Annotated in this window: 9 protein-coding genes; 1 reads left to right on the top strand and 8 read right to left on the bottom strand. The window is 42.2% G+C overall.

From position 1 onward, the window contains the following. Positions 1–1346 precede the first annotated feature (1346 nt). The 7 genes from ACSVDE_RS07675 to ACSVDE_RS07645 all read right to left on the bottom strand — a co-directional run bounded on the left by ACSVDE_RS07675 (position 1347) and on the right by ACSVDE_RS07645 (position 17614). A complete protein-coding gene (locus ACSVDE_RS07675; protein WP_439300337.1) occupies positions 1347–2459 on the bottom strand; it encodes a Ger(x)C family spore germination protein in 1113 nt (370 codons plus the stop codon). Continuing rightward, positions 2456–3553 (bottom strand): GerAB/ArcD/ProY family transporter, encoded by a 1098-nt coding sequence (locus ACSVDE_RS07670; RefSeq protein ID WP_439300336.1) that lies wholly within the window; start codon positions 3551–3553, stop codon positions 2456–2458. The genes ACSVDE_RS07675 and ACSVDE_RS07670 overlap by 4 nt, the downstream gene beginning before the upstream one ends. Then, positions 3550–5076 (bottom strand): spore germination protein, encoded by a 1527-nt coding sequence (locus ACSVDE_RS07665; RefSeq protein WP_439300335.1) that lies wholly within the window; start codon positions 5074–5076, stop codon positions 3550–3552. Before ACSVDE_RS07665 ends, ACSVDE_RS07670 begins: the two co-directional genes overlap by 4 nt. Before the next feature lie 133 nt (positions 5077–5209). Next, positions 5210–15505: a carboxypeptidase regulatory-like domain-containing protein gene (locus ACSVDE_RS07660; RefSeq protein ID WP_439300334.1), complete on the bottom strand. Its 10296-nt coding sequence runs from the start codon at positions 15503–15505 to the stop codon at positions 5210–5212. A 188-nt stretch (positions 15506–15693) separates the two neighbouring features. Further along, positions 15694–16629, bottom strand: a complete 936-nt coding sequence (locus ACSVDE_RS07655; RefSeq protein ID WP_439300333.1) for an NADP-dependent oxidoreductase — start codon at positions 16627–16629, stop codon at positions 15694–15696. Positions 16630–16845: 216 nt separating this feature from the next. Then, positions 16846–17274 carry a DUF1801 domain-containing protein gene (locus tag ACSVDE_RS07650; RefSeq protein ID WP_439300332.1) on the bottom strand — a complete coding sequence of 143 codons (429 nt, stop codon included), beginning with the start codon at positions 17272–17274 and terminating at the stop codon, positions 16846–16848. Continuing rightward, a complete protein-coding gene (locus ACSVDE_RS07645) occupies positions 17267–17614 on the bottom strand; it encodes a VOC family protein (RefSeq protein ID WP_439300331.1) in 348 nt (115 codons plus the stop codon). Before ACSVDE_RS07645 ends, ACSVDE_RS07650 begins: the two co-directional genes overlap by 8 nt. A 139-nt stretch (positions 17615–17753) precedes the next feature. Between ACSVDE_RS07645 and aldA the strand changes: the two genes are divergently transcribed. Next, complete coding sequence (gene aldA / locus ACSVDE_RS07640) at positions 17754–19202, top strand: aldehyde dehydrogenase (protein ID WP_439300330.1); 1449 nt, start codon at positions 17754–17756, stop codon at positions 19200–19202. Positions 19203–19263: 61 nt separating this feature from the next. On the opposite strand, the gene ACSVDE_RS07635 is transcribed toward aldA, so the two are convergent. Next, on the bottom strand, positions 19264–20217 hold the full coding sequence (locus tag ACSVDE_RS07635; RefSeq protein ID WP_439300329.1) for an aminoimidazole riboside kinase: 954 nt from the start codon (positions 20215–20217) through the stop codon (positions 19264–19266). Positions 20218–20222: the final 5 nt, after the last annotated feature.

The raw sequence follows: 20222 nt of genomic DNA, 5'->3' as shown, positions 1-20222 counted from the left end.
ACTGGAAATCACAACGAAAATCAACAGTGCGTTTTTCATTGTTTTATCAGCCCTTCCCTAAACATTTGAGCCAAAACAACATATGAATTCACATATCATTTCACAAGGTCTGAAATAATTATTGGAGGGCTGTGAATTTAGATGTGATTTGTGTATGAATTTCAAAGGAAACTAGAAAAATTTGTTAAAAAATTAGAATGAAACCATATGAAAGTATTTAATAATCGGGCAGTTATCAGGAAGAAAGAATTCTCCTTAATAAAAGGATCTGATAGGGTGAAAACACCAAAATCGTCAAGTCACCTAACGAGAGAAGCTTATTGGTAGGGTGAAAACGCTGAAACCATACAAGTCACCCAACGAAAGAAGCTTTATGATAGGATGAAAACGCTGAAATCATACAAGTCACCCAACGAAAGAAGCTTTTTAATAGGGTGAAAACGCTTAAACCATACAAGTCACCCAACGAAAGAAGCTTTTTGATAGGGTGAAAACGCTTAAACCATACAAATCACCCAACGAAAGAAGCTTTTTGATAGGGTGAAAACGCTTAAACCATACAAGTCACCCAACGAAAGAAGCTTTTTGGTAGGGTGAAAACGCTTAAACCATACAAGTCACCTACCGAAAGAAGCTTTTTGATAGGATGAAAACGCTTAAACCATACAAGTCACCTAACCAGAGAGGCATTCTTATGGGTTGAAAAGCCAAAACCGGTTATCAAGTATAGGAAGGATTACGCCTTTACATTTATTTCGGTAATAAGAGGGAATAGAACACTTAAATCTTCTTTGATACCAACTAATACCAGATATATTGATACTCTATTATTGGGGCTATTCCTTAATAGGATGGAAGTCTCGCTGCCGGAAGTTAGTGACTATAGCATAAATAATATCAGTTTGGAATATCCACCCGAGAGTAATCTTGGGGAACCAATTGGGGACCGCCACGTTGTAATAATTTCTTACGTAGATGAAATAGGTGAAAAAGCACATCATAATGACAAACAGTCGTTCATTTAACGTGAAAAACGGTTCATTTCAAATGATCTTTCACTTAGATGGATCATTGACAAAGGAAAATGGAAATTTATTGATGAGATTGTAAAAGAAAACAAATGACTTCAAAACTTGAAAATGTATATACATAATGAAGATCATAAAATAAGCTTTTGAGCTTAAAGATTCAATTCTGTCTCACTATCATGAGTATACTTTGATATTGAGACGTATTTTCTTTGTTTTTTTATTGAGGGATATAATAAATATTATGTAAACTAGTTAAAGGTAATTAAATTGGGCTAGGTAAGTATTTTCGCCTAGCCCTCTTTTTATGATTTATTGCTATTTCAAGACTCCATAACTGATGATGTTCACATCCGTCTTGATAGATACTTCCGCTTCTGCTAACGCTTTTCCCCAATCGTCCTGGACTGTCTTCCATGCGTCATATTCATAAGCTCTTGCAAACAAGCCTAATCCGATCGGATCGATTTCATTATCTTGAATCTTTTCCAAGAGCCCTTTGTACTCTTCTTCCAACGCTTTCGATATCAGTTTTTCGATGACGTTCTTGTCTTTGTTCATATTGACTTTAAATGGCATTTCGGTGATTAAAATATTCAATTCAGAGTGTATATCGAATGTGAACCTTCCATCTTTGTGTTTGACCTTCACTTCTTGGTCCACCGTTGAAATGTGAAAACTTACCTGCCCCAACCCATTCTTTTTTATTTGAACATGTTCTGGGATTTGGATGATGATATGGACAGGATATTTCACTTCCTTTTGAAGAATCTGAAGCAAGGAACTCTCTCTCGGGTTCAAAGATGTTACGAATTTTCCATCATTATCGAGTAACGCTACCCCTTTGACCACAATTTTGCCATCCTTCTTCTTCAATTCAGAAAGATAAGGTGTGAGTCCTTTTTCGTAATGTTGGTAATGGTAATCTCTCAAGGTTGTCGATGCTGTTATTCCCTGATCATAAGAATTGTCGATGAGGTTGGACAAATACACAGAGATGATTGGTTTTTCTGGCATTTTTGTATTGAGAATATCTGCAATGGAGTCTTCAGTCATGACGAGGCGCGCGTTTGTTGAATTTTTTGCATCTCTATACAGGACATCCAAAACCGAGTAAAGTTCCTGCTGCTCTAACAACTCTTTACTGACCAGGAGGATTTGGAGCTTCCCCCCTACAACAGGTCCATTTGCCTCTGCATTCATCTTCTCTCTTGCTTCACGTAACGTTAACGCAGTTGCAGACAATGTTTCAGTGTTTTCAGCAATCTCTTCACCGAAGATCGGATTGGATTCATATGCGATGATTTGGTTATCCTCAGCAACATCAATTCCAATCGCCAAAGCAATCGTCGTTTTTTCCAAGTCCTTACGATCGCTGCAAGCTGTCAACAAGAAAATCAGCATAATTAACACGATGGTAAACTTTTTCATATTGTATTTCTCCTTACTTTGAAGAAGATCCAAATGTAAACCCAGAGCAACACTGGGAAGACATATGAGAACAAAATGCCAGCGACGCTGATGACCTCACCTGCATAATCCAGTTTTTGAAAGGATGGTTGATAGAACAGGGCTACAACTACTATGGATAAAGTGATCATAATGAGCGGTCGGTTCGAATTCATTTTCCCCGTAAGATGGTTGATTCCGTAGACCGTAAAAAAGAGATAGCTGATGACGGTCATAGATAATATGACAAAGTAAAGTGCCAGGAAGAAGATTTCAAATCGCTCGATAAATGTAAATTCAATCGTCTTCAATAAATTCAAAGTCGGCCATTTAAATTTGTCGAGTTGATCCGGGCTGAAATAGATGAAGCTCATAAGTACTACGATCAGATACACGAACAAAGCGAGAGAATTCGCTATGATGACACCGAGATAAGCTTTACGCTTGTTTCGTAAGAATGGATAGATGAGAAAAATCATTTCAAACCCCAAAAACGAGAGCACAGTTGTTTGCAACGCTCCGAACACAGGAGTCCACCCTTCTTTCAAGACGGGCAAAAGATTCAGCCAATGACTTTCAGTTATAGCGAGAAGCAGGAGTGGCGGCATCCATACGCTGAAATAATACACGAATTCGGAATATCGCCCTATGACAGTAATACCGTTCTTTGTTATGTAATAGATCGGAATCAAGAAAAGTAGAATGATCCAAAAATTCGGAGTCATCGGCAAGATCCATATTTGCATGACATACACACTTGTGAAAACCACGTAAAGTGTAATGAAGGCTAGATAGACAACCCAACAGAGTGAAAATGCTTTACCACCCCATACGCCGAACAAATGCCGAAACAGATCAAATAAAGTATCCTTCTCAAACTTCTGCATGATATTGATAAGAATGAGACTGACGATGACAGCCAGAAACCACCCGATGATGACTGCGATCCATCCATCTGTACCTGCATGGTCAGACACTTCCCTCGGCAGAGTCAACACACCAATCCCGATTTGCGTTTTGTAGATGATGAATATGAATTGTTTAAGGCTGATTCCATTTGCATTGTATTGCATCATTCTTCCTCGCCATCATTCCATTTAGGACCATGTCTATAAGCTTGAATAGGCTTAATGGACCTTGGACGCATTTTCATATATTTAAGAGGAACCCGGATGATCGTATCTTTTAAATCAGATAGAAGTAACGGTGCTACCGGTCTACTATATGGAACGCCTAGTGATCTTATTGAAACCAGATGACCGACGAGAATCATCAATCCAAAAACGATTCCGATGATCCCCATCAAAGAAGCAATGATCATCATCGGGAACCGGATTAACCGTATTGAAGCAGCCATATCTTGATTCGGCATGATGAACGTTGTAATTGCTGTCAGGGCCACGACGATCACCATGATATTACTGACTAATCCCACCTGGACAATCGCTTCTCCAATAACAATTCCCCCTACGATTCCTACCGTTTGGCCAATCGGGGCTGGTAGTCGAATCCCTGCTTCTCGAAGCATCTCCAATATAAGCTCCATTAATAGGGCTTCCAGTATTGTCGGAATAGGCACTTGAGCACGTGACTCCCCGATGGAGATCATTAGATTGATGGGTATCACTTCGTAATGGAATGAGATGACGGCAATATATAGGGATGGTAAAAAAACGGCGATCAAAAAGCCTGTAAATCGTAGGAGTCGGATAAACGAAGCGACAAGCCATCTACTACTATAATCATCAATAGATTGAAAAAAAGAGGTGAACGTCATTGGACCCACAAGCACGCCGGGTGACTTGTCCACTACAATTGCAATCCTCCCCTGAAGAACTTGTGAAGCCGCTGTATCAGGACGTTCAGTCACTTGAAATTGTGGGAAAGGTGAAAACGGGTGGTCTTCAACATACTGCTCAAGTTCACCTGTATTCAAAATCGCGTCAATATCAATCCGTCTAATACGTGTCTCCATCTCTTCAATTAATTCTGGATTAGCAACATCCTCTAAATACAGCATGGAAACTTTCGTTTGTCCTCGTCTACCGACAACCTGCTCTTTCAGTTGAAGTTCGCGATTCGGTAAATAACGTCTGATGAGTGCGATGTTGGTCTTTCCGGATTCAATGAATCCGCTATGCGCGCCTTTGATTGCAGATTCTGCTGTCGGTTCTTCAATCGCCCGTTCCGGCCATTTTTCTGTACCTAGAGCCAACGCAATATTAGAACCTTCTATGAAAAGAATGGTCTTTCCTGAAAGCAATCCGTTCTCAACCTTTGACCAGTGTTCAATGTTCATTACATCACCGACCGTAACGATGGAACGATAATCTTCTACCTTGGTCTTGGCATGAAGCAAGGGCTTGATGATATGCTCATTGATTACATCTATATCCACTTGATTAGTAAAATAGGCAATAGCTGCCTCTCTGCCCGTTTTAGTTTCCAGTTTTCTTACGATTAAATCGGGCGTGTTGCTGAACAATAAATTTAAGGTTTCAAGGTTGGAGTCTAGTTTCTCATATAGAGGGGTTTGGAGAATCTGACGCATATCAGGAGAATGACGATGTTTTCCTCTATTCCATTTCATTCTGCGCATAGTTCAAACCCTCTTTTATGATTTATAGATTGCTTATAGAGTTAGGATGTACGATACATGTCTTCTTATTCTGAACATAAGAAAGAGACTGGCTAGCCACCAGTCTCTTTCCATTCCGTTCCACGATCGTCACCTAATGGACAGGTACTAAAATCACGTGTGATAAATCGAATAAAATCAATTGGGTTTTTCTTGATCCGTCTACAATTTCTATAAAAGCAAACGTAGCGCATGTTTTATCTTCATTCATGTTAACTAAAGTGAATAATGTTGGTGAGGTATCACTATTTTCTAGTGTTAAATACTTTCCACCAAGAATGATGTAATATTGATTGACTCCCGTTCGTCCCGGTGCTGGTGAGTCTGGTGAAAGAGAGATCAAGAGTAGTAATTCTTCATCTGGTCGTAATTGGACGGTGGTGTTATATGAAAGGTATCCATCCCTTGACGCCCGAACTCGATAAGTACCAGCCGGTATTCCTGAAAAAGCGTATACGCCTTCCGAATTCGACGTAACTTCTTCTACTCCTGCCCCATTCTCGTTGTTCAGCTGTATCAATACCCCTGGAAGTGGTTCCCGAGTTCTACTGTTGGTCACTTGCCCTTTAATTTCTCCATCCGCTCCAGGACTTAAAGCAAAATTGATTCCGTCCTTATTTTCACCTCTTTCAAAGGCTAACTCGATTGAGACGGTCAAATAGCCATCCGCATCTGCTGTTACCGTAAGGACCCCTGCAGGCAAATTGCCGATAAAGTAAGTGCCATTTTCATTCGTTGAGGTGTTTCCGACTACGATCCCATTCTGATCTGCAACCGTTACCGTGGCATTATTCAGTGGTTGCCCCTCAATGGATGTCACACTGCCTGAAACAGAAGCAGGATTTACGCTTAAAATGAAGTTTTCAATTTTGCTGTCATTCACGAGTAATGACGAAAAGCGGGACATAGAGCTATACCCTTGTGCGGATGCCCTGAGAGTATAGGTGCCATCATTTAGAGCAGGAAGCGTATATACGCCATTAATATTTGTTAACGCAGCCGCAACTGGGCGATCTAACAAATCATACGCTTCTACGAGAGCTCCAATGATTGGGAGTTCCGTTTCTGCATCTATTACTGTGCCTGTAAACTGACTCGGGAAAGCTTGCAAATTAAAATCGACAAGACTTGGAGACCCCGGTTCAGCTAGGAAGGAAACGATTTGACTTCGATAGTCTGTATTAAGGGCTGCGATGCTGTATTCACCAGGCATAAGTCCTTCATAAGTAAATCTACCGCTCACATCCGTCTGGATTTCAGCAATGACAGTCCCGCCTTGGTTAGCAATTCTGAGAAGTGTATTCTGAAGGGGTTGATCACCTTCACTATTTCGAACCGTTCCGTTTATACTTGTCGTTATCCTAGCGAGTTGTAGATCTGCAAATGTCGTTGAATTCATTTGTACTGAGATGAACTCCGCATCAGCTCCATATAGTCGGTGTGTCGCGATGACAGTATAGTTTCCGCTTGTGATGTCAAGGAATCGATAATGACCTTGTGAATCCGTCAGCGTGGATGCAATGACCGGACCTGATGGGCTGATGAGCCGCAGTTCTACATTCGTCCTCGACAAGAATGCGCCTGTTTCTGTATCCGTAACGATCCCTTCAACACTTCCGGGTGCGGATTCAATGATCAAATTGTTCCTTGAAGTTTGACCTGCTTCTATATATGCACTAAGAGACTGCTGTTCATATCCAGGATGATTGATGAGCATCGTATAGATTCCAGGTGCTAAATCAAACACGGCAAACCCGCCATCCGTTTGGGTTAATACAGTTGTTACAACAGATCGTTTAGAGTCCAGGATTTGTATAGTGACTCCGGCGAGTTGTTCTCCACTCGGAGCGGTTAACGTACCTTGGAGTTCTCCCGTCTCCGGTGTAACAGCAAGAGTGGTCTCTTTCGTTACGCCACTTTCAATAATTGCTCCTTTAGAAGCATTGGTATAGTTTGGAGCTACAGCTGAAACGACAACTTGCCCTTCTGGTAATTTCTCGAACGTAGTCTTCCCCTCTTGATCTGTAACGCCAGAAGTAATGGGAATTCCGGTCTCATTGTAAATATCGGTAATGACTCCTGGTATAGGAACACTAGTATCGTCTTCAATGACCTGTACGGACAGATTGCCACCTAACACACTCAACGGGACCGTTAAATCCGTAACTTCATCCGGTTCGACCGATACACCAGAGGTTTTTGATTCATATCCCTCTGTTGTCACTGTCAGCAAATAATCTCCTGGCTTCACCTCTGGAATTGAGAATGTTCCGTCGGGTTGAGCTAGTACGGAATATACGAAACTGTCATTTTGATCAAAAACATTCAGATAAATGGTTTTATTATTGAGTGGGTTTCCATCTGAATCTGTAACAGTTCCGCTAATCACTCCGAATATGGAAAGCAGGTTGAAATTTGCTGTAGCCGTCTCGTTACTTATTACGACTGCGCCAATAGAAGCCATACCATATCCAGGTTGATCTGCAGTTAATTGATAAGACTGTGGTTGGAGATCCTGGAACGAATAGCTGCCGTTTTCATCTGTTAAATTAGAACCAATGATTAAACCATTCAAGAGGACATTAATGACGGTCCCTGAAATAGGTGTTCCGTTTTCATCTAATACCGTACCAGCAATTGAACCTGGTTCCGGAACCAGGGTGAAGCTAAGCGTTTCAAATTCACCTGGAGAAATGGTGACTCCTTGTGAGATGCTATGATGATTAGCAGCAAGGATGGTTACTGCAAACGTTCCTACTGGTAAATTTCCAATGGAGAAGGTGCCGTCTCCATCTGTTATACCGGAACCTATACTCGATCCATTCACATCAATGACTTTCACTGCCGCTCCTTCTAGCGGACCTTCTGTCCCCGTAACGGTACCAGAAATAACGCCTGGATCTGGTGCTAAGAAGCCGTCAATCGTTATCGTTTCATTTGCATTAATGATCGCTCCTGTTGTGAAAGTCTTATAGTTTGATGATGTCATTGTTAATGTATAGTTTCCTGGAGCAAGGCCTGAAATGACATAGCTTCCTTCAGGGTCTGTTATAGCACGATTCGCAGGCTGCAAACTGTCTGCATAGAAGACTTGGATGAGAGCACCGGGAAGTGGTGATCCCTCTTCGTCAAAAATGGTTCCGATTAAACTACCTGGTTGAGCTATCAAATCAAAATCAAGGTTAATGGCTTCCCCAGGTAGTGACGTAAATCCTTGTTTTCCAGTCTGATAATCTACATGATTGACCAACAAAGCGTAACTACCAGGTTTGAAATTTTCAATCAAGTATTGCCCTTGTTCATCTGTTTGAACCTCAAACACATTTGCCCCAGAGGTGTCTACAAGCCTAATCAGTACGTTCGTTAAAGGTACACTTCCGGTTGTAACAGTTCCACTGATGCTGGAAGGATTGAGCGAAAGTGAAAAGTCGTGTGTATGTGTTACGCCATTCTCAATCAAAACAGAGCCACTTTTATCTCCATAGTTGTCTTTCGTGACAACGATCGTATAGGTACCGACAGAGAGTGTTCCGAAGTTATAATTCCCCTCACTGTCAGTCAGAACATTATTGATGACTGGTCCGAACGGACTTATTGATCTGACTTCGACAGACGCCCCAGTTAATGGTGTTTCTGTATCAACATCAATTATGTTACCGATTAGTATTCCGCCAATTGGAGTCAAGGTGATATTGACGACTGTTTCTTCATCTGCGCGAATGGTCCCGGCAATTGAATTGCTCCCGAAATTAGTGGCATTTGCCAATATGGTATATTCATCTACTTGAAGCGTAGCGGTGTAAGATCCATCTAAATCTGTAATGAACGTTGCGACGGTTGTGTTGGTCGGGTCAACAATTTGCACCGTGCTGCTACTGATCGGTATGCCGTCTGGATCCATGACTGTACCTGATAAAAGACCAGTGATCGGTGAGAGGGTGAGTTGGGTGTTCGATATTTCTCCAGGTTCAACAATAATTCCAATGGAGGAAGGGCTGAATTCTGGAGCAGTTGCTTTCAAGTTTAGCGCACCTGGCTGAATATCTGTTAGAAGGAATTCCCCATTCTGGTCACTCGTAATGGTAGCTACGATCACTCCCGTGACATCAAAGATTTCGATGAAACTCCCAGGAATCGGAATGCCTGTTTGGGATGATACAATCCTTCCTTCAACGGTGCCGCCTTTTAAGGTAAGCGGAACTGTCAGGTCAGCAATTTCACCGTTTTTTATGTTCGCTCCTACTGTTGTCGTTTGATAGGTGTCTGCAATGACATTGACTTGATATGTCCCAGCAGAAAGGTTCAGAACTTCAAACGTTCCATCAATCAACGCCTGTAGAGTTTGCAGTAATGCCCCGTTATTGTTCAATAATCGAATGGCGATTGGAGTATTTGTAATAGGATTCCCGTTTTCATTAACCGCTCTTCCCTTAATCGAACCGCCGATGCCTTCAAGTTGGAAAATTACTTCACTCGTCTGATTGGAAACGATGATAACGCCTTTTTCATCCTGGACGTAATACGGCGAGCTTGCGATTACTGTATACATACCTGGTGATAGCAGTGGAGATACGAAATTCCCGATTGGATCAGAGTTGGTTGATATGATGGGGATTCCTTCAGGTGTCAGTATGGAAATGAGGACTCCTGCTATCCCTTCACTACTTTCAACACTGGTTACATTTCCTCTGAACATCCCTCCAAGTGCGATCATTTGGATGTTTAAATCATCATATTCTTCGCCCGGCTGTACAGAAATGCCTGTAGTAAACTCTGCATAATCATCTATACCTGCTATGATTGTGAAGTTACCGCTCGGGAGATTTCCAATGGCAAAGTTACCGTCGATATCTGAGATCCCATTTCCGATTTCAACTTCGTTTTCATCAATGATCCGCACACTGACATTCGCTAAAGGATTATCATTCTCATCAAGTACCGTTCCTGATACGGTCACTGGGTCAGGGTCAAGTTGAAATTCCACTTCTGTTATCCCGTTCGGCTCAACGATTATACCTTTGATTTCCTCACTGTAATTAAGTGTATAAGCCGTGATGGTAAATGACCCCGGAACGACTCCTTCAATGAGGAAGTCTCCGCTTGCCCCTGCTGTTCTTCTGGCTACCGGTACGGTTGAACCGGGGGAATACACTTCAGCCTGAGCGCCGACTAGAGGAGATCCTGTCTCGGCATCCAGTATCAGACCCGATATTTTACCTGGTTCAGGTTGGAAAAAAATATCTGCAATGACAGTCTCTCCAGGTTCCGGATTTATAGAGATTTGAACTCTCTGATAAATTGGAAAGATGGCGGAAATAAGATACTGACCGGATGTGAAACCCGAAAAACGATAAAAACCATTCATATCGGTATTAATAACTTGAATGGAGCTTCCATGTATGTCTAACAATCTTACGAAAACATTCGGTACAGGTTCTCCGGTTGCTTCGTCGCGTATTGTACCTTCAACTGTAGATGGGAACGGTTCTAGTGCAAAGTCCACTGTTCGTGTACCGTTCGCTGGTATCATGACGGATGCGCTTGAGGATCCGTAACGATCATCCGCAAACACGATGACTGTATAAGTACCTGCATAGAGGCCTTGTGTTTGATAATTCCCCTGGTCATCGGTCAATGTATTTGCATACACCGGACCCGCAGGTGTCAAATAACGCACTTGGATATTGACGCCAGGAATAGGTGCACCTGTAACAATATCTGTAATGGTACCTAACAAATTCCCTGGCTCTGGTGTCAGTATGAAACTCAGTGAAGTCGTTTGATCGGATAATACAACGAATGTTGCACTTTGACTTGAGAATCCTTCTGCCGTGACGAGCGCGCGGTAAGAACCTGGAGAAAGGTTTGGAAACGTAAATTGGCCATAACTATCGGTCACAACGTGGTTTTCTAATGATTTCCCTGCATTGATGACCGTCACGACTGCAGTTGTTAGCGGGTCACTTGATAGTTGGTTCGTCACATAACCCGTTACTGCTCCTGGATTTTTGGTCAGGGCAATATCGATATCTGTGCCACTTTCAGGCACTGTTACCGTCACGATTTGATTACCGTAACCTTCTGCATTCACGTTCAACAGATAGATTCCAGGAGATAAGGAATTGAATGAAAATAGTCCAGTTTCACTAGGGTACTGGTTCGTCACGAATACGCCAGTATTTTTCGTTAAAGAAATAGTAACAGCTGTTCCCGTAATAGGATTTCCTGATTCCGAATCCACTACTGTACCAGATAAGGTTGTAAGAATAGGAGATAATTGTATGTTTATGTTATTGATTTCACCAGGTGTCAGGATGACGGATACGAGATTAGAAGTATAACCTTCTAAAGCGGCTGTAACGAAATACGTCCCTTCAGACAAATTGGGTATGATGAAAGAACCATTTGGCTGAGCCAGCAGTGCTTGCAAGAGTTCTCCATTTGCTCCTTTGAGCTTGATTTGTACATTGTCACCACCAATTGGATCTCCCTTGTCATCAGTGACCTGCCCAGCAATGTTTCCGACTAAGCTTTTTAAAGCAATGTTGAGTCCCGAAGTTTGTTCACTCTGTACAATCACCCCTGATATCTCTGTCGAATAATTGGGAGCTGAGGCTGTGACAGTATAAGACTCAGGCCCAATATTCCTGAACAAGAATTTTCCGAACTGATCGGTGGTCGTGTATTTGATGAGAATCCCTTGACTGTTACGTAGCAAAATGGAAGCTCCTGTTATCACACTACCAGAAGTAAAATCAAAAACGCCGCCAGAAATCGTCCCTCTCGTTCTAGCCATGTTGAAATTTATATCCGTTACATCCTGCCCCGGACTTACGGTAACTGTACCTGTGGTCGTTGTGTGCATCATCAATTTAGCAATGAGGGCATAGCTTCCGGGAGGAACATTACCTATATAATAATTCCCATCAATATCGGTATTGCCATATGCAATTGGTGTTTCGTTCGCATCCAATAACGAGATCGTAACGTTCGGTAAGACAGTCCCGAGATCATTGATCACATTACCACTGATTGAACCAGGAGAAGGCTTGATGGTCAGTGAAACGTTCGTCTCCGAACCAGTTTCTACGTAGGCGCCTGTGCATGCTATTGAATAATTAAGCGCAGAGGCTTTAAGGATGTAATTCCCTTGAGCAAGGTTTTGGAATTGAAAAGTACCAGTAGGATCTGCAGCAGTAGAGTTGACGAGCTGGTTATCCATTGAGATCAGCTGTATGATTGTATTCTCAGCAATTGGAGTGACGGTCCCTCGGATGGAACCTGGATTAGGTGTCAACTGGATATCGATACTTTTAGTGAATCCCCAAGGAACAATCTCCCCGACAAGGTTGGTTTCGTATCCTTCCGCAACAACTGCAAGTGTATAGATACCCGCTGGTAAACCCATCGACAAAAAGTGCCCATCTGTACTCGTAATCATAGAGTCTACTTGGAATCCAAGTGCATTACTGATATTAATCGTCGCACCAGCAATTGGATCCCCTGAGTTGATGTCTGTTAATGTACCGGTTATGAATCCAGGTAATGGTTCCAGTCCGATACGTGTCGAAGTAGTTTGGCCGGGTTCGGTTTTCACACTTGCATACGAACTACGGAAGCCGTCTGTGCTCGCATTGACGGTGTAGGTATTCGGCAAGATGTTTTCAAAAATGAATTCACCCTCTATGTTGGAAAACGTTGTCGCCAATACCACTCCATTCGAATCAATCAATTGCATTTGGATGGATTCGCCTTTGATTGGCTCTTGTGTATCTATATTGATGACTGAACCTATGATAGTAGATGGATTCGGTTTAAGTGAGAAGCTTAGCTGTGACTCGTTTCCGGAAGTAACAATGGCTCCACCTAGTTGTGTTTGGTAATTCGTGAAGGATGCAGTCACAGAATAACTGCCTGGATTGAGGTCATTCACATTATATCCACCATTAGAATTGGTGAGGATTCTTGCAACGAGAACATCTGAATCTGAATTATTCACAAGGATAACAGCACCTGGAAGCGGATCACCGTTTTCTTTGGTAACTAAACCATTAATCGTGCCAAAAATCGTTTTGATGTTTGCATTGAGAAGAGTCGTTTCATTGTTTTCAATGATGGCACCAAGAGAAGTAGTTGAATATCCATCAGCTGTGAAAATCACCGTGTACCTACCAGGACTCAATCCACTGATGGTATATGTGCCATCTGAGTTGGCAAACGTTTTGGCCATGACCACGTGGTTGGACACAACATCTACTTTGGCTCCACTGACCGGTAGCCCATCCGACCGTACCGTTCCGGTTAGAACACCTGTCAACTTTTTTAGTGAGACATTCAATTCAGTCGTCTGATCGGGCTCAATGTATGCACTGATGTTTTTGGCTCCACGTCCATCTGCAGCAATGGTAATGACATAATTCCCTGGTGTGAGTGAGTCCACGGCATATTGTCCATTTATATCTGTTATTGCATGTGCGTTTGTGATACCAAAGGCATCGGTTATTTTCAGACTAGCCTCTGATAATGGATCGCCTGTATCCTCGTCTGTAATGGTACCGGTTAGTGAACCCGGATTCGGTAACAGATTCATGTTGACTTCCTCAGTCTCCCCAGATCCTACTGTGAAACCGATATTCCTTGTTTGGAACGAGGTAGCACTTCCTCGTAGTCGATAAGAGCCTGGAGCAAGTTTGTTGATTACGTATTCCCCAATACCATTTGTAGTGGTAGAAGCTACTACGATCCCAGTAGCTCCGATTACTTCCACATTGGCATTTGATAATGGACTTCCATCGCCACTTATGGTTCCTTGTACGGTTCCTGGGTTAGGTGATAAGACAAAATTGGTTGTAGTGGTCTGATTTGGGAAGATATCTTCTCCGATTGACGCAGATTGAAAGTTATTTGCTGTAGCGGTTATGACATAGTGGCCAGGTTGTATGTTCGGAATTACATATTGCCCTGTAGGAGAGGTCGTGGTCGAAGCGACAACACCCCCTATATTGTTTGCTATGAAAACATCGGCATTGTTGATCGGGGTTGCATCATTGGCAGTTACGGTTCCTTGTAGGTCTCCGGACAATGGAACTAAATAAAGGTTTAGGATTGTCACGTTATCTTCGGTTATTTGAATATTACTTGTCGCAGTCGAAAAATTGGATTTCGTAAATTCTAACGTGTACGTTCCAGGAGGAATATTCGTAAAGTTATAATCTCCGTAAAAATCGGTTTGTGTCACGGCTACTTCGGTTCCACCAGATAGTAGACGTACATTTACATTTTCTTCTGGTAGCCCATCTACATTGTCAAGGGCATTTCCTGCCGCACCACCTGTTGATTGGACATCAACTGAAACAGCGGTCGTTACAGGGATGAGCTCTCCTCCAGTGAACAAGTCATAGCCAATACCAGTCGCTGAATTCAATATTTGATTACCAGAAGTATAGAACAATCCATTTTCCACAAAGTTCAATGTTGCACTCTGACCGGCCTCTAAATCTCCAACCGTCCATGTAAGCGTTTTGGTAGCTTGGTTATATGCAGTAGAACCTTGAGTGGTTGATTGGACATTAAATGAGGAGACCACATCTAAATTGACCATATCGAGCACATTCAATATGGTAGCCTGACTTTTCCCAACATTTGTGAGTGTGATGCTGCCGCTCCACTCTTCATTTTGTCCTGCAACCGGCGAACTCGGTCCAGAATCAATTTCTTTCGTAATCTGGAGGCGAGCTCTTACATTTCCATCTTCCATCGTGACCGGGTCGGATAGTGCATCTTTAAATTGATAGTCTTCAGATCTTCTTAATGAGTCTTTATTATAATTGTTGTTATTCGCTGCAGTGAATGCGACCATTTGTAAAGGACTGTTTGGTGATACATCTAAATAAGAAAAAAATGTGGAAGCTGGGATCAGGAAATCAACAAAATAGTTTTGAGTGTTTCCGAATGTGGAGTCAGCTTGCAACACACGAGCCACATCGAAGTTGATGATTTGTCGTGAATAATTTGGTTCTCCTCTCCCATTCGTTCCCTCGGCTCGATCAGTCCAGGAATTAAATCGCTTTTTGACATTTTGAATAAGATTGACTCTATTCTTACGTCCATTGACAGCTAGTAGCCAGTCGTAAGTCCCTTCTACTCCTGTTGTGTTCAATAAGACACCCCAGGCGTAATTCGCAAACGAAGTTTTTGCCTTGTTTCGTGGATCTGAACGGATACGCATTCGAAAATAGACGTTAACAGTATCATAAGCGAAGTAAAAAGAAGGGAAAATTGCGTTCCCTACAATATCCGTACCTGCGGGATTGATATCCTTCACCACATCTGCATAATCATTACCACCTACTGTTATAGGGGTAAATTGACGAGTATTCGGAAAAGGCATTTCTACACCCCCTAGAAAAGAAAATAATCCCATTAACATTATGCAGAAATGTCAACATAAATTACTTTTATACTTCTAGTATCTAGTATGTGGATTTAAATGACATTTTTGGATTGATTGAATTAAAAAACATCAACTGCTTTGACCAAACAGTTGATGTTTTGGATGTTGAGGTGCAAACGGCAAATTTACTTTACTTTGATAACAATTTTACCTTTCGCATGGTGCGTTTCACTAAGAGCATGTGCTTCTTGAAGGTTTTCCTCTGTGAAATCAAAAGCTTCCCCAATGATCGGTTTTAATTGACCTGCTTTATATAATTCTGCAAGTTTTTGCAGTTGATCTCCATTTGGTTCCAACCATACAAACCCTGCCTCGACTTTATGTTCATTTGCTTCATCCTCGTTAGGTGGTTGTACGATCGATACAAGCTTTCCATTTTCTTTCAAGACTTCATAACTCTTGGATTGAACTTCTCCGCCAATTGAATCCAGAACGAGATCAAAGTCTTGAAGAATATCAGAGAAATCTGCATGCTTATAATCAATCACTTGATCTGCTCCAAGTGACTTTAAGAACTCATGGTTTTTCTCACTGGCCGTTGTCGCTACATATGCTCCGTAACTTTTGGCAATCTGAATAGCGAAATTACCGACACCACCAGCACCAGCGTGAATAAGAACCTTATCGTTTTCCTTGATTTTACCGAAATCAACTAAACATTGCCAGGCCGTCAGTCCTGCAAGAGGAATGGAAGCGGCTTCTTCGAAGCTCATTTCCTCAGGCATATGCGCAAGTAGATTCTCCTCAACTGGCACGTATTCTGCATAAGTACCTTGGTTGGTTGTAGCAGGTCTTGTGAAAACCCGGTCTCCAACATTGAACCCAGTGACATTTTTCCCTTTTTCCACTATTACACCCGCTGCATCCCAGCCAAGAATCAACGGAAATTCGAATGGTAGCATATCTTTAAGATAGCCTTCTCTTACCTTCCAATCTATAGGGTTGATGGATGTTGCATGAATCTCCACTAACACCTGTTCATCATTGATCGTTGGTCTTTCGACCTCTCTTTCCTTTAAGGTCTCTTTTCCTCCATATTGATCAATTACGATAGCTTTCATGATTCAAAACCTCCTTCTGAGTGGAAATGATAATACACTTTCAACAAAAGATAAAACTTCCTGCTTGTTAGGATGACGTTATCCCGACAGCATTATTCAAAATATGGATGAAGTTGAATACATTAACTAACTTATGAATAAAAGAAAAAAGAAACTGGAATAAATTCAGTTTCTTTTTGTACAGATAAGGTGTCTCTATTGTTATATTCGGACCCTTTAGTTCCTCACCTCATAGGTCTCCCTTAAGAATTCTATGGACCGGTTGATAAGTGCTTTCAGTACATCTACGTCGATGTCTGCCACTTTATTGATATACACACAAGCTTTCCCAGAGGTGTGCTTTCCGAATTGATTTAGTAATTCCTCGCGTTTTATATCATCACCAGTAGCGAAATACAGGCTGATTTTTGCTTTTCTTGGAGAAAATCCGACTAGTGGTGCATCTCCTTCATGTCCTGTTTTATATTTGTAATGGTACGAGCCGAAGCCGATAATGCTAGGCCCCCACATTTTCGCTTTATAACCTGTCGTTTCCGTAAAAATGTCCAATAGTCGGTAGGCATCTTCCTTTTTCTTCGGACTTTCTACATTTTCAATGAACTCGATGACACTGTTGTCATTTTCTTTCGTTTTCAATTCATACATTTTCTGCTCCTCCTTTATCTTCCCATACATTGAATACCATTCCGTAAGGGTCCCTCACATAGCAGTCTTTCCCTTTTCCTTCCCATCGGACAATGGCACAACCGTTATGAACGAGGTAATCCTTCGCCTCTGATAAATCCTCAACAATCAACTCCATGACAGGTCCCATGTTTTCCTCCCCATCAATGAGAAAAATGTTGTTATGAAAAGTTCTGAATTCAACTTCGTCTACAACACTGTTACGCGGTTGCTGAAAGCCTAGGACTCTTTCATAAAACGATTGGGCTTCTGAAACATTATGTACTTGGAAACCGATATTTTTTGAGACTTTAAATTTCATATCTGCGCCCCCTTCTTTGCCTATTGGCTCTTATCTTCTTTCGTTTCACTTCTATCATTCTCCTCCTTGAGCATGAAATGTTTAGCACACACCCCGGAGTGGAAGGTACAGAGTAACTTTATTTAGGGAGGAAGCGCTTTTGCAGACACATCAACTTTATATTAATGGAGAATATGTGCAATCCACAGGAAATGAAACGATAGATGTGATCAATCCTGCTACCGAAGAGGTGATCTCTCGTATACCGAACGGAACCGAAGAGGATGCAAATAAAGCCATTGAGGCGGCATACAATGCTCAAAAGAAATGGGCTAAGGTCCCTTCCAATGAACGGGGTCAAATCGTTCGTAAGCTCGGTGATGAGTTGGAAGCGAGACGCGAACGATTCATCGAGCTCTTAATAGAAGAACAAGGAAAAAGCTACGAGCATGCGTCTGCTGAAGTGGAACTTGCGATCGACTATTTCCGATACATGTCCGAATGGGCGCGAAGAATTGAAGGTGAAATATTACCGAGCGATCGGCCGAATGAAAACATATTGATCAAACGCAAGCCAATCGGCGTGGTTGCAGGTATCGTGCCTTGGAACTTTCCTGTCTTTATATTGGCACGAAAAGTGGCAACTGCACTGATTTCAGGATGTACAATCGTCTTAAAACCGAGTCAACAAACCCCGAATACAGCAGTTGAATTTACCCGTATCATCTCAGAAATGGATATTCCAGCAGGCGTTTATAATCTTGTGACCGGGAAAGGGTCAGAGATTGGGAATGCGATGGCCTCCCATCCAAAGGTGCGCATGGTTTCTATGACAGGTAGTATCGGAGCAGGTACGAAAATCATGGAGGCTGCTGCTCAGAATATCACGAAGATGAATCTGGAACTTGGCGGAAAAGCGCCAGCGATTGTTTCCGAACATGCCGATTTGGATCTTGCTGTAGAAAACATCAAGCTGTCCAGAATCGTTAATGCCGGGCAAGCGTGTACCAATGCTGAACGCGTATATGTCCACGAAAAAGTAGCGGATACATTCATAGAGAAGCTGACGAAAGCCTTGAGTGAAGTTCGATATGGCAATCCAGCGGAAGATCGCGAAGCGGACATTGGTCCACTCGTAAGTAAGGACCGCCTTGAAACCGTCCATGAAATAGTCGAACGTGCCAAAGAACAAGGTGCAAAAATTCTTACCGGTGGAAAACCAGCTGATGTAGAGAGAGGTTTCTTCTATGAGCCCACTCTTATCACCAATGTCACGCAGGATATGGAAATCATGCGAGATGAAATTTTCGGACCGGTCCTCCCTGTTATGACCTACAAAACGTTTGATGAAGCAATTGAATTGGCTAATGACACCGATTATGGCCTCTCCTCTTCCATCTATACGGAAAATGTGCACGAAGCGATGCGAGCTGCCAACGAGTTGGAGTTCGGTGAAACTTTCGTGAATCGCGAAAACTTTGAAGCTGTGCAAGGATATCATGCAGGTATGAAGAAGTCAGGACTAGGAGGCGCAGATGGGAAACATGGACTAGAAGATTTCTTAGTCACTCATGTCGTATACATGCAGTATAAAGATGACATCCAGTAACCAAAGCGTATGGAATATGAAACAGGGTGACACGATACGTGTCACCTTTTTTTGAATTGAATCATCTTCCATCCAATATTTCGGATACTTCTTTTAAAGTAGGGAGAGCTGTCATTGCACCTTTCGTAGAAGCGGCTAATGCTCCAGATACGCTTGCAAATTGAGCCATCTGGGTAACCTCTTCAATTGTAATTGATTGTACCTCACCTTGATATTGATGCAAGGAATAAAGGAAAGCGGAAACGAATGCGTCTCCTGCTCCCGTCGTATCGATCGCTTTTACATTCATGGCCGGAATGTGAGCTTGATCGTCCGTTGTATGTACATAACTTCCTTCACTTCCAAGAGTGACAAGAATGAGTGGTATGTCATATGTCTTTCTCAGCTGTTCGATGCCACTCTCCATATCCGTTTCACCCGAAAGGAATGAGAGCTCCTCCTCTGATACCTTCAGCACATCGACTTCATTCAGTACACTCATAATTGTATCACGTGCCTGTTCTTCAGAATCCCACAAAGCCATTCGAAGGTTAGGATCATATGACACCATCATTCCATTTTCTTTCGCAAGCTTGATGGCGCACTTTGTCGCATCTTTAGCAGGATTGCTGATCATCGAAATGGAACCGAAGTGGAGGATTTTACTTTCCTTGAAGAGTTCTGTATTTATTTCGTCCTTGTGCAAAAACCAATCAGCACTAGGATTGATATAAAAATCGAAACTTCTTTCTCCATCCTCATTGTTCGTCACGAAAACAACACCAGTCCGTACTTCTGGTGTCAGGATCATGTTGTTCGTATTCACGTTAAATCCTGTTAATGTCTCCATTAGGAAATGCCCTAACACATCATCTCCTACTTTACCGATAAAAGTGGAAAGCAAGCCTAATCTCGCTACACCAACTGCTACATTCGCCGGGGCACCTCCAGGGCTTTTCTGATAATTGGTATTGTCATCATCCAATGGGATGAAATCGACGAGTGCTTCGCCGAGGGACAAAATTCCTCTTTTCAAACCTC

This window comes from Pseudalkalibacillus sp. Hm43, assembly GCF_051842935.1.
Classification (GTDB): Bacteria; Bacillota; Bacilli; order Bacillales; family Fictibacillaceae; genus Pseudalkalibacillus.
Note: the sequence above shows the minus strand (reverse complement) of the source record. Positions and strands in the feature narration are given on the sequence as shown.